Source organism: Salinicola sp. LHM (assembly GCF_034479735.1).
Classification (GTDB): Bacteria; Pseudomonadota; Gammaproteobacteria; order Pseudomonadales; family Halomonadaceae; genus Salinicola; species Salinicola salarius.
In genome coordinates this window covers 2,453,769-2,465,667 of sequence record NZ_CP140261.1, presented here as the reverse complement: position 1 = coordinate 2,465,667, position 11,899 = coordinate 2,453,769, and the positions used below count along the sequence as shown (strand labels likewise).

8 protein-coding genes are annotated in these 11,899 nt (G+C 62.1%); 4 read left to right on the top strand and 4 right to left on the bottom strand.

Features of this window, described 5'->3' with window-relative positions:
• Positions 1-12: 12 nt before the first annotated feature.
• Genes R5R73_RS11380 through R5R73_RS11365 form a run of 4 tightly spaced genes read right to left on the bottom strand, consistent with a single transcriptional unit; the run spans position 13 to position 5,726 of the window.
• A complete protein-coding gene (locus tag R5R73_RS11380) occupies positions 13-1,566 on the bottom strand; it encodes an LTA synthase family protein (protein WP_322527556.1) in 1,554 nt (517 codons plus the stop codon).
• A complete protein-coding gene (locus R5R73_RS11375) occupies positions 1,563-2,405 on the bottom strand; it encodes an SDR family NAD(P)-dependent oxidoreductase (protein ID WP_322527555.1) in 843 nt (280 codons plus the stop codon). The genes R5R73_RS11380 and R5R73_RS11375 overlap by 4 nt, the downstream gene beginning before the upstream one ends.
• A complete protein-coding gene (locus tag R5R73_RS11370; protein ID WP_322527554.1) occupies positions 2,402-3,664 on the bottom strand; it encodes a capsular biosynthesis protein in 1,263 nt (420 codons plus the stop codon). The genes R5R73_RS11375 and R5R73_RS11370 overlap by 4 nt, the downstream gene beginning before the upstream one ends.
• Before the next feature lies 1 nt (position 3,665).
• Positions 3,666-5,726 carry a capsular polysaccharide biosynthesis protein gene (locus R5R73_RS11365; RefSeq protein WP_322527553.1) on the bottom strand — a complete coding sequence of 687 codons (2,061 nt, stop codon included), beginning with the start codon at positions 5,724-5,726 and terminating at the stop codon, positions 3,666-3,668.
• Positions 5,727-6,465: 739 nt separating this feature from the next.
• Here R5R73_RS11365 and cysD point away from each other — a divergent pair.
• From cysD to R5R73_RS11345, 4 genes are all read left to right on the top strand, one after another.
• The gene (cysD, locus tag R5R73_RS11360; RefSeq protein ID WP_071231573.1) at positions 6,466-7,386 is read left to right on the top strand and encodes a sulfate adenylyltransferase subunit CysD; all 921 of its coding nucleotides are present in this window, start codon (positions 6,466-6,468) and stop codon (positions 7,384-7,386) included.
• Positions 7,383-9,278, top strand: a complete 1,896-nt coding sequence (gene cysN, locus R5R73_RS11355) for a sulfate adenylyltransferase subunit CysN (protein WP_322527552.1) — start codon at positions 7,383-7,385, stop codon at positions 9,276-9,278. Before cysD ends, cysN begins: the two co-directional genes overlap by 4 nt.
• Before the next feature lie 169 nt (positions 9,279-9,447).
• Positions 9,448-9,849, top strand: a complete 402-nt coding sequence (locus R5R73_RS11350; protein ID WP_071231571.1) for a DVU3141 family protein — start codon at positions 9,448-9,450, stop codon at positions 9,847-9,849.
• A 182-nt stretch (positions 9,850-10,031) separates the two neighbouring features.
• Positions 10,032-11,765 (top strand): polysaccharide biosynthesis/export family protein, encoded by a 1,734-nt coding sequence (locus R5R73_RS11345; protein ID WP_322527551.1) that lies wholly within the window; start codon positions 10,032-10,034, stop codon positions 11,763-11,765.
• Positions 11,766-11,899: the final 134 nt, after the last annotated feature.

Sequence of the window (11,899 nt, the reverse complement as noted above, 5' to 3'; positions counted from 1 at the left end):
GCTACGCCTTTCTCAATTCGCACCAAACTCGCCGGCATGTTCGATGATTCTGTCGTAGATCGTTGTGCCTAATTTATCGGCTGGGAGCGTCATTCGTACGTTATCGCTCGAATGGGGTGCGGTCTGCCAGATGAAATAGTTCGTTAAACCATCCGGCTCGCCATGCAGTGCGTAGACTTTCGGCATGATCGGCACATGGTCTCCGTAGAAACCCAGAATGCCGGGCCGTTCATTTCTCCGAAGAGAATCCCTGAGTCGTCCAAGCATACAATCGGTATTGCGCAGATGCCTTAGATAAACCGTTAGCGCTTCGCAACCGCGGGTAACGCGGCCTTCGAGCCACCGCTCGGCGACGGTCGGGTCTGCCGTTTCCAGATGGAGCGGGCCGTGGGTCTCCATGCTGATCACGAAAATGAACAGTGGCTTCCCGTCGGCCGCTGCCAATTGCTGCTGAACCCGCTCCGCCAATGCGAGATCGCCGATGTACTGGCCGTCGCGCTCGCTGATGTCGAAGTCGGCGATGTCCAGGAAGGTATCGAAGCCCAGCCTGGGGTAGACCTTGTCACGCAGATAGAAGCTGGCGGGATACGGGTGAATGCAGACGGTGCGATAACCCAGGCGCTTGAGCGCGCCGGCCAGGCTGTTGGCCGGCAGTTTCGATAGCTGATGGTAGGGGTTGAAGCGATGCACGCCGAGCCGGGACGGCGTGAATCCGGTGAGCACCGCGCACTCCGTGCGCACGGTATTGGCGCCCCAGGCGGGCACGTCGAAACGCCCGCTCTGCAACGCTTCAGCCGTCAGCGCGTCGTACTCGCCGAGCAGTTCGCGGCGAATGGCCGGGTGCCAGTCGCGCGGATCGAAGAAGGATTCGCTCTGGACCAGCACCACGTTCGGCAGCCTGGCGGCATCGATCGCGTCAGGATCGGCCGGCGCTGCGAAGGCGGCGTCATTATCCTGGCGATCGATGGGGTGGCGTGTCAGCCGACCGTAGGCCCAGAGATAGGGGTAGAGGCCGAGCCTGACCAGGTCTTCGTTGGGTTCCAGCGTGCAGTCGGACAGGCGGGGCAGTTGCCGGGCCAGTACGGCAACGCTCGCCGCGACCAGCACCAGCGTCCCCAGCAGCGACCAGGGCGCATCGGCATGCCCGTAAAGCGAGGACTCGAGCCAGAAGCCGATGCCGATCGCGATGGCGCCGGCCGCGCTGGCGGCAATGGTCAGGCCGATACCGAAAAACGGGATGTAAAGCCGAGGATGGCGCACCGCATCGACGAAGTACTCGAAGTCCTGACACAGGAAGGGTTCCCGCAGGGAGGTCGACTTGGTGTTGTTGACCTGGATGACCACCATCTGCAGCGAGGCGGCGATCACCAGCGCGAACCAGGGGCGCTGCACCACCAGCAGCCAGAAGGCGAAGTGCAGCACCGCAGTCGCCAGATGTACGGCGATCGCGGCCGGTGCACGTTGCCACAGCGGCTGGGGGCGAGGTTTCAGCAGTAGTTCGAACAGGCTGGTGACGACCAGTGTGGCGATCGTGGCCCAGAAACCGTTCCAGAAGCCCTGAATCATCGACGCGCTCCGTCGCCATGGTCGGGGTCATAGCCGAGCCACTTGAGCAGGCGCTGGGAGATCGCCGCCGGCAGCACGGCCAGCCACCAGCAGCCGAAATTGAGCGGGAATGGAAAGCTGATCCGGGCACGGTTGCGCTCGATGCCCCGGGCGATGACCTTGGCGGCGCGTTCGGGTTGCCACAGAAACGGTTTGGGGCCAGGCATCTCGTGGCACATCTTCGAGCTGACGTAGCCTGGCATGACCACGCTGACGCCGACGTCGTAAGGCGCCAGCCAGCCGCGCAGCGCTTCGCCATAGGCCTTGACGCCGGCCTTGCTGGCGCTGTAGCTCGGTGTGACCGGCAGACCGTGATAGGCCGCCAGCGAGCTCATCAGCACCAATTGCCCGCGCCCGGCGGCGCGCATGCGTTTGCCGAGGAAGTTGCCCATCGCCATCGGCACGCGCAGGTTGATCTCGAGCAGACGGCTGGCGTCTTCCCAATGTTCGCCACTGCCGTCTTCGCCGATGTTGATGTTCATGCCGGCGTTGACGATGACGATATCCGGCACTGAGGGGGCACACAGCGATTCCAGCCAGCCGAACAGCGCTTCGTCCTTATTCTGTTTGAATTGGCCCTGTTCGAACTGGCCCGGTTCGGCCTGACCCAGTTCGGCCTGACCCAGTTCGACCTGGCTCAGCTCGACCTCGGCACCGGCGCCGCGGCAGGTATCTGCCAGCGTCTCGAGCACGTCGCGCTGCCGGCCATGCAGGATCAACTGGTTGCCGGGCCTGGCATAAACGGCGGCCAGCGCCTGGCCGATGGCACCGGTAGCGCCGGTGATGACGATTCGGGTCATGACGCGATCTCATCCATGAGCTGTTTTAATGGAGAGCGCTCTCTTTGCAGCGCTTGCAGGGCATTTTCCGCAGCCAGGTCGATGCCGGGGCGGCAGTAGAACCCGCCGTTGATCTGAACGGTCCCGGCGACCGTTCGCCGGTAGGCCCGGAAGAGTGTCGCGTCCGGGGCCGGGATATCGAGCCAGAAATCATCCAGCCAGCCCTGATGAGTCAGGCCTGGCATGTCGTAGATCGGCGAGGCCAGGGTATGGGTCGGGCAGCCGAATCCCAGCGCCACATTGCCGGCGGTGCTGTTGACGGTGATCAGGCCGCTGGCCCGCTTGAGCAGGGCCTCGAGGTTGCCGCCCTCGAGATAGACCAGGCGGTCGCCCAGGTCGTATTCATGGGTCAATACCGTGATCAATCGTGCGTACTGGGCCAGTCCCATGTCGAGCGGGTGATTCTTGATCACCAGAAATGCATCGCTGGGTGCATGGTAGGCGAACGAAGCGGCCACCTTGCCGATCACTTCCTGCATGTTCTTGTAGTCGGAGTGGTAACGGATCTGGGCGTCGTTCTTCAACTGCAGCGGCAGCAGGTAGAACGGGCGCCGGGATTCCATCAACGCCTGCAAGCGCTCATTGTCGCTACGTTTCCAATGTGGCTTGCGGAGCTTGCGCAGCAGGAAGCCGGCGTACTCTACCGGCGCCGTGACCAAGGCGTGATTGCGGTAGTGCGGATGCAGGAACGGGTTCGCGGCGCCGGCCAGGTGATAGAGCACGTCGTGCCTCGCACGGGTGTGGAACTGGTTGGGAAAGGCCTGAGGGCGTCCGACACTGGGCAGGCGCTTGCCGGCTTCCCGATACCAGTCCGGGTCGCGTGGCAGCAGCGAATGGGCGTTGACGCCCTCGCGCTCCAGCGTCACCCAGTAAGGCCGGAAATAGCCCTCTTCGAAGACGTGATTGCGGATGCCGCGACGACGCGCGGCCAGAATCGCACGACGATGCACCGGGCGACGGTCGCCGAAGACCACCTGGTCGGTGATGCCGTGACGCTCCCAGATTCCGCAAAGGAACTCGGGAATGTCCTTGGCCTGGCCACGATAGACGTAGGTGTTTCCCTGGCGCCAGTAGACGCTGTCACCCACGGTGAAATTGACCTTGGTCACCGCATGGCCCGCCGCCCGCAACCGCTCGCCCAGCCGGTCGAAGAACGGGGAGCAGACACCTTGTAGCAGCAAAAAGTGTTTGCGCATGTTGCTCAAAGTCAAAGCACTCAAGTCATCGCCTTCTGGAAAACAGGTTGCGGTATAGCCGATACAGGCGGACGCGCAGAGGAAGTCCCGAGCGTTGGTCGCGCTGCTGCCGCATCAGTTCGACGGCGGTATCGGCGTTGCAAAGCTCGCCAGTGGCAGGGTCGACGTAGGTTGGATACATCAACAGCGCGCCGGCAATCAGCGCGTCCAGCGTCAGCCGTCGTTGGCGACGCGAGGCATGTAGCCGATCGTGGGTCAGCCCCCAGCCGGCATAGAACGGCAGCCCGTAGGTATGCACTTCCACACCCCGCAACAGCCCTTCGAAGCCCGTCAACGAGCACATGGTGTGGATCTCGTCGGCAAGTTCGATCAGATCGACGATGTCGTAGTCGACCAGTTCAAGGTCGTAGAGCTTGCGTGCGGTGCTGTCGAACAGGCCGATCCGTGCCCCTGAGACGACGTCCGGATGCGGCTTGTAGACGACGAATGCGTCGGGCCGATTCTGTCGGACGGCCTCGAGCAGCGCCTGATTGGTCTTGATCTCGGGTGAACCATGGGCGATCGAGGCGTCGCTCTCGACCTGGCCGGGCACCAGCACGATCGGTCGGGCGCCGATGACCTCCGTCGGGAGCGAGGGCCGCGTCTTGCCGCGCACGTTGTACTTCGACAGCTTCAGCTCGATCAGGCGCTGGCGCAGGCGGCCGGCTCGTGCCAGCAGCGCAGGTTCGAAATCCGTCTCCGCCAGTAGATACTCGAGATCGCTGGGGTTATTGGCGTCGTAATAGAGCCCGCGAGAGTCGAAGGCCAATGACAGCGGCCGGGTCAGGTCGACCCCGAGCCCGACCGAACGCACGAAGCCATCCTCCATTCGCCATAATTTCAGGCCGTGCTGACGGCATAGCGCCTTGATCTCGTCGGTGGCTTTCTGCCCCCACACCACCAGGCTGTCCCGTCCTTCCAGTTCGAGCGGCTGAGGACGATCGCTTTGGAGAAAGCGCACGCTCGACGCCGGGCCGAGGAAATCGGTAATGAAGGCGCGTTTCCAGCTGGAAAAGCCGACAGCCAGCCAACGCCCGGCAAGGCGGTCACGCTGACGCTTCTGATCGGCGATCAGATCGATGGTGGCCTCCAGCGTCGAGGCTTGCCCGGTATAGGGGTTGGCGTAGCGGCAGTAGCGCAGATAGGCCGCGGCGAACAGTTCCGGCAGTGTGCGTTGACGCTGGCGGCGCTCGCAGCGTAGCGCATCCCGGGTCAGCCCCCAGCCGGCATAGAACGGCATGCCGAAACAGTGCACCGGCTTTTCTGCCATCAGCGCCTCGAGCCCCAACTGGCTGGTGACCACGTAGACCGAGCCGACGGCGTCAAATAACGCCCACGGATTGAGGTCGTCACCGATCAGCCGGCAGCGGGGGTGCTTTGATGCCTGGGTCAGATAACCCTGCTTGCGTCCGGCAATGACGTCGGGATGAGTCTTGATCAGGATCTCGGCATCCGGATGGTCGGCGATCGCGCACTCCAGCATGTGCTGGAAAGAGCTGGCATCGGCCATGCCGTAAGTAATGGAGGCGTCGTCGCGGGTCTGGTCGACGATCAGCACTCGCGGTCGATCGGCGAGGGGCAGCGGCCGATCCGGCGCGTGATTGTATTTCGACAGCCGCAAATGGCGCAGACGCTGCATGGCCAGGTTGGCACGTGCCAGTTCGTCTGCGTCGAAATTGGCCTCGGCGAGCAGCCGTTCCAGGTCGGATGGGCGGGTCGCGTCGTAATAGATGCCGCTGCAGTCCACGACCAAGCTATGCGGCTGGGAGTAGTTGACGCCCAGCCCCAGCGATCGCAGGAAGCCATCCTCGATGGCGACATACGGCACGCCGCGCCGTGCGGCCAACCGTCTTGCCTGTGTCGAGGTGGGCTTCAGGCCCCAGCCGAGAATCGCATCGACGGGCTGGCGGCTACCTGGCTTGAGGCGGACTTGGCGCGAATATTCCGGTAGCAGGCAGCGGATGATGTTCCAACGCGCCAAGCCTTTGGAGAGGTAGCCGGCCACGCGAGAGGAGGACGGTCGCAGGACTGTCGAATCGTTGGGCATGGGTCACTAAAGTGGGTGTGGTTCATCATCAAAGAACACGTCTGCATCACAACCTCGAGCCACCATCGCGATATCAAAGCCGCGCAAGTGGATGACTTCGAGACGAAGCTCCACACATAAGCCCGATGCGTGAGGCAATCAGAGACGCAGTGTAACGCAAAGTTCGCAGCCGACGCGCCTTTCCAGTGTGTCAAATTGATACGTGCCCCGGGAATTCCGTAATCGTTAATGAGTTAACGAATGAAGCAAGTGTAAGCAAACTTTTCTGCGGGAAAAATCGATGCTGAAGGTATTAATAAACTCAACCCTCGTCCTTTTTTTGCGAGGTATTTAATTCGTCGCTTCCTGAGTAAATCGATGAGGAATGTCGTGGTGGAGTGTCTGGGCATTTTGCGTCCCGCCATTTTTTAAAAGTGAGAGGCATCTCTATTTCGGCTTTCTTGGCGTTATTAATAACTGTAAATTTCTTTTTAAAACAAATGCTTGGTGAGATTGTGGGGCGCTCGTTCTTTAGCATGAGGCCTTAATGTATAACGCCTTTTTCAAAGACCTTTATAGGTGGCTTTGACGCTTTACATGAGCTTACCTGTCGCGATTTTAATGTTTGACTCGAGCTAGGTAATTGGTCGAAAAAGGTCTCGAAAATAACAAGTGGCAGCGGCGTCCCGAGTTTCTCGAGCCGGTTTTGACCATTGGAAACTTTCGTTTCGTTACTCTCGACCGGATGCATGGAAACGTTATGCGCGAATTTACAATCAGGGCTCACGCTCACCTTCGGCAACTCGAAGCAGAGTCGATTCAGATCATTCGGGAAGTGGCTGCGGAGTTTCGCAATCCGGTAATGCTGTATTCGATCGGCAAGAATTCGTCGGTGATGCTGCACCTGGCGCGCAAGGCTTTCTACCCGGGGACGCCGCCGTTTCCGCTGCTGCACGTCGCTACCACCTGGGAATTCCGCGAGATGATGGCGTTCCGCGATCGCGTGGCCGCTCAGGTCGGCATGGAGCTGATCGAGCACGTCAACGAAGAGGGCCGGGCCACCGGGATCAACCCGTTCGATCACGGTAGCGCTAAATATACCGACCTCATGAAGGCCCAGGCGCTCAAGCAGGCGCTGGACAAGCACGGCTTCGATGCGGCGTTCGATGGCGCGCGAAGAGACGAGGAAGCTTCCCGTGCCAAGGAGCGCGTCTACTCGTTTCGCGACAAGCACCACCGTTGGGACGCCAGACAGCAGCGGCCCGAGCTGTGGAGTCTCTACAACGGCAAGATCAACCCGGGCGAATCGATCCGGGTGTTCCCGCTTTCCAACTGGACCGAGCTGGATATCTGGCAGTACATCCATCTCGAGTCGATCGCTATCGTGCCGCTCTATTACGCGGCCCCACGCCCTACGGTCGTGCGGGACGGCAGGCTGATCGTGGTCGACGATGCCCGGTTCCCGCTGGCTGCCGACGAGGTGCCGCAGGAGCGCTGGGTACGCTTCCGCACGTTGGGCTGCTACCCGCTGACCAGCGCCATCGAGTCACGCGCGACCACCTTGCCGGCCATCATTCAGGAAATGCTGCTCGCCCGTACCGGCGAGCGCTTCGGTCCCGTCGTGGATCATGGCGGCGTTGGTCCAGTGGAGCAGAAAGCGCGCGAGGGGTACGTCCGATGACCCTTCAACCCGCGCTGTTCGCCAATGATATCGACCGCTACCTCAAGGAGCACGAGAGCAAGGGGCTTTTGCGCTTCATCACCTGTGGCAGCGTCGATGACGGCAAATCGACCCTGATCGGCCGGCTGCTCCACGACTCCAGGATGATTCGGGAAGACCAGCTGGCTGCGGTGACGCGGGATTCTCGGCTACGGGGCAGCGTGGGCGGCCAGGTCGATCTGGCGCTACTGGTCGATGGGCTGCAGGCGGAGCGCGAGCAGGGCATCACCATCGATGTCGCCTATCGGTTTTTCTCCACCGACAAGCGCAAGTTCATCATCGCCGATACCCCGGGACACGAGCAGTACACCCGCAACATGGCCACCGGCGCTTCCACTGCCAGCCTGGCGGTGATCCTGATCGATGCACGCTACGGCGTGCAGTTGCAGACCCGGCGGCACAGTTTCATCTGCGACCTGCTCGGCATTCGTCACTTCATGATCGCGGTCAACAAGATGGACCTGGTCGACTATTCCGAGGCCCGGTTCCAGGAGATCGTCGCCGACTACCGCGACTTCGCCGACGGGCTGAACGTGACCGACGTGCGCTTCTTGCCCATATCGGCGCTGAACGGCGACAACGTCGTCAATGCCAGTAGCGATATGCGCTGGTTCGACGGGGCGCCGCTGCTGACCCAGCTCGAGCAGATCGAGATCCTGGCGGTGCAGAACCTGCACGAGCTGCGCTTCCCGGTGCAGTACGTCAATCGACCCAATCTCCACTTCCGGGGTTACTGCGGCACGCTGGCGGCCGGTGCCGTCGAGGTGGGGACCGAAATTCGGGTCGAGCCCTCCGGCCAGCGTTCGAGCGTGGCGCGTATCGTGACCAACGACGGCGACCTGAACGTGGCCTATCCGGGGCAATCGGTGACGCTGACGCTGCACGACGAGATCGACATCTCCCGGGGCGACACCCTCGTCGCGGCGAACAGCGACATCGAGCCTTGCACGGCATTCACCGCCGACGTGGTGTGGTTGCACGAGACGCCGCTGATACTGGGCCAGGAGTACGAGATCAAGGCCGGCACCCGCATCGTGCCGGGGCGTGTCGTCCGCATCGTCTATCAGGTCGACGTCAACACCATGGCGCGCAGCGCCACCGATACCCTGGGGCTCAACGGCATCGCCCGCTGCCAGATCGAGGTCACCCAGCCGCTGGTGCTGGATAGCTATCAGCGTTCTCCGGAAACCGGCAATTTCATCTTCATCGACAAGCTGAGCAACCTGACGGTCGGCGCCGGCATGGTCGTGGATGCGCTGAACGTCGGCCATATCGTCTGGCACGACATGGCGGTCACCAAGCGTCGGCGTGCCGAACGCAATCGCCAGAAGCCGAGCATCATCTGGTTCACGGGGCTTTCCGGGGCGGGCAAGTCCACGGTGGCCGATGCACTGGAAAGACAGCTTTTCGGCATGGGCTACAACACCTATCTGCTGGATGGCGACAACGTCCGCCACGGCCTGTGCCGCGACCTCGGCTTCAGCGACGAGGATCGCCAGGAGAACATCCGCCGGATCGGCGAAGTGGCCAGGCTGATGGTCGATGCCGGCATGGTCACGCTGGTCTCGTTCATCTCACCGTTTCGCGACGACCGCCGCATGATCCGCAATCTGGTGGAAGACGGGGAGTTCATCGAGGTCTTCGTCAATACCCCGCTTGCGGTCTGCGAACAGCGCGATCCCAAGGGCCTTTATCGCAAGGCGCGTCGCGGCGAGATCAGCCAGTTCACCGGCATCAGTTCCCCCTACGAAGCGCCGGAATCACCCGAAGTCGAAATCGATACCTCCGCTTATGACCTCGAGGAAACCGTCGGGCGACTCATCGCGGCTCTGCGTCGGCATCGGATCATTTGAAGGGCATGAATCCCGCTCGCACAGGCGGGCGTGCAAGCAGTCGATTTTTCAAGAATGGACAGTCAGCAGGTGGCAGTCAGTGGGTAGAGAAGCAGCAATCCATTACATCGCAACAGCAGGCAAGGTTCTCGGCGATAACGCACGGGAAATCGAGGGAAAGGTGGGCACGATGAAAAAAGCAGTCAGGAAAGTCAGGTTCGATCGCGCATCTCGATGGCTGGCGGTAGCGCTGACGCTCGCCGCCGTCTCGGGGTGCGCGACCTCCTATCAGCAACGTCTCGATACGGCCGTGGTACCGATGGACGATGCCACGCCGGTGAACGCGGCGCTGGCGACGTTTCTCGACAGCGCCGCCACGGGCAGCGTCACCACGCTCGCCACGTCGCCCTGGGGCGCCAACGTGGCGATTCATGCCCGCGAACGCTACTTCTCGGCCAGCGGCCGGCGCTGCGTTCGTCTGGATGTCACGCGCAACGCGGCACCGGCCAGCCTGCCGGCGGGGGAAATCACCTGCCTGGTGCCCGGTAAAGGCTGGTACGCACAACGTCTGGTGACGGAAATCATTCGCTAGATCGCGTCCGAAAAGCGTTCGGATGCGTGATCGGCGAAGCCGTCGAAATCCGTCGTTCCAGATGCCGGAGCGACCTGGCTGCCACCGAATTGACGAGTGCCTTCAGCGGCATTTGACCGGCTATTCAATGTTTCGAGATCCGGTATTCGTGGCCTGAAAAAACGTGAAGGAAGGGAACCATCATGAAGCGGGTAGCAATGATTTTCCGGGCCATGTGCCTGGTGGCGGTAGCGTGCTTGAGCGCCAACCTTGCTCACGGGCAGGACATCGGATTGAACAGCAGCACGTTGCTGGGCAGCGACCAGGAAGCACAGGCGATGACCTCGCAGTCGGAAGAGGGCGACATGACCGAGACGCCGCCGCGAGCCGACTGGGATAGCGGCACTTACGGGCCGGTCGATCCCCGGGCACAGGCGATGGTCGATCCCAATACCCTGCCGCCGTTCGGCGAGAACCTGTTCAGCGGCGGCTTCCGCGGGATGATGGCCGACGGGCTCAACCCCGACTATCTGATCAAGCCCGGCGACCAGATCACGATCCGGGTCTGGGGCGGGGTCGAGATCGATCGCGTGCTGGCGGTGGACGCCCAGGGCAACATCTTCCTGCCGAGCATCGGGCCGTTGCAGGTCCAGGGCATCTCCAATGCCCAGCTCAATGCCAGGGTGCGTGGGGCGATCCAGTCGGTCTACCCGGAAAACGTCAGCGTCTACACCAATCTGCAGGGCGTGCAGCCGGTGGGGGTCTTCGTCACGGGCTACGTGATGAATCCGGGGCGCTACTCGGGGACCCCGAACGATTCGGTGCTCTACTTCCTCGATCAGGCGGGCGGCATCGATCAGGCGCTGGGCAGCTACCGTCAGGTCTTGATCAAGCGCGGCAACCGGGTCGTCGACATTGTCGATCTCTATGACTTCCTCATCGATGGCGATATCGCGCGGCCGCAGTTTCGGGACGGCGACACCATCGTGGTCGAGGAGCGCGGACCGGCCATCAGCGTCGTTGGCGACGTGCAGAAGAACTACCGTTACGAGCTGATCGGCGATGCCCTGACCGGACAGGACGTGATCAACCTGGCGCGACTGAAATCCGGCGTATCGCATGTGCTGCTTCGCGGCAGCCGTCCGTCCGGCCCGATCTCCCGCTATCTGCCGCTGGCGGAGTTCCGCAGCGCCGAGGTGCGCCGCGGCGACGAGGTGCTGTTCAGCGCCGACCTGCGCGACGAGACCATCGTGGTCCAGGTGGAGGGCAGCTATTACGGGCCTTCACGTTATGCGCTGCCGCGGGATGCGCGTCTGGGCGAGTTTCTCAACGCGATCAGCGTGCCCCAGAGCATGACCAGCTATCAGGATATTTCCATCCGCCGGATCAGCGTGGCGGAGCAGCAGGCCCAGTCACTGAAGGACAGCCTGCGTCGGCTCGAGACGACCTATCTCGGTTACCCGGCCCGCACGGCCAAGGAAGGCGAGATTCAGGTGCGTCAGGCGGAGCTGATCGAGCGGTTCGTGCGGAAGGCGTCCCAGGTCAAGCCGACGGGTCGGCTGGTCGTCGCCCGGGAAGGCAATGTCGCGGACATCCGACTACAGGACGGCGATATCGTCACGATCCCCGAGAACACCGACTCCGTCCTGTTGAGCGGCGAGGTGATCATTCCTCAGGCGATGGTCTACACGCCGGGCATGAGCGCCATGGATTACATCCAGCAGGCCGGCGGATTCACGCCCAGGGCCGACGAAGATCAGGTGTTGGTGGTTCACCGCAATGGTGCTGTCGTCCAGTCGGGTCAGACCCGGATGCGCGCCGGCGACGAGATCATCGTTCTCCCGGCGGCCCCGACGAGCAATATCGAACTGGCTTCCGCGATTACCCAGATCCTGTTCCAGGTTGCCGTGGCGACTCGTGTGGCGCTCGACCTATGAGCGCACTCGATCCGCGATCTTTCCGCCTGACGCGTCCGTCGCGCGCACTCTCTCGGGGGTAATCCATCATGGCTACGGATTCTTTACGACCGGATTCTTCAGGATCCGATTTCGCAAGACCGCCCGGCGCGCCT

What these genes read in the sequence shown, in the direction of transcription:
- R5R73_RS11365 (WP_322527553.1), bottom strand. Translation starts at nt 5,726, where the DNA reads ATGCCCAACGATTCGACAGTCCTGCGACCGTCCTCCTCTCGCGTGGCC.
- R5R73_RS11345 (WP_322527551.1), top strand. Translation starts at nt 10,032, where the DNA reads ATGAAGCGGGTAGCAATGATTTTCCGGGCCATGTGCCTGGTGGCGGTA.
- cysD (WP_071231573.1), top strand. Translation starts at nt 6,466, where the DNA reads ATGCGCGAATTTACAATCAGGGCTCACGCTCACCTTCGGCAACTCGAA.
- cysN (WP_322527552.1), top strand. Translation starts at nt 7,383, where the DNA reads ATGACCCTTCAACCCGCGCTGTTCGCCAATGATATCGACCGCTACCTC.
- R5R73_RS11380 (WP_322527556.1), bottom strand. Translation starts at nt 1,566, where the DNA reads ATGATTCAGGGCTTCTGGAACGGTTTCTGGGCCACGATCGCCACACTG.
- R5R73_RS11350 (WP_071231571.1), top strand. Translation starts at nt 9,448, where the DNA reads ATGAAAAAAGCAGTCAGGAAAGTCAGGTTCGATCGCGCATCTCGATGG.
- R5R73_RS11375 (WP_322527555.1), bottom strand. Translation starts at nt 2,405, where the DNA reads ATGACCCGAATCGTCATCACCGGCGCTACCGGTGCCATCGGCCAGGCG.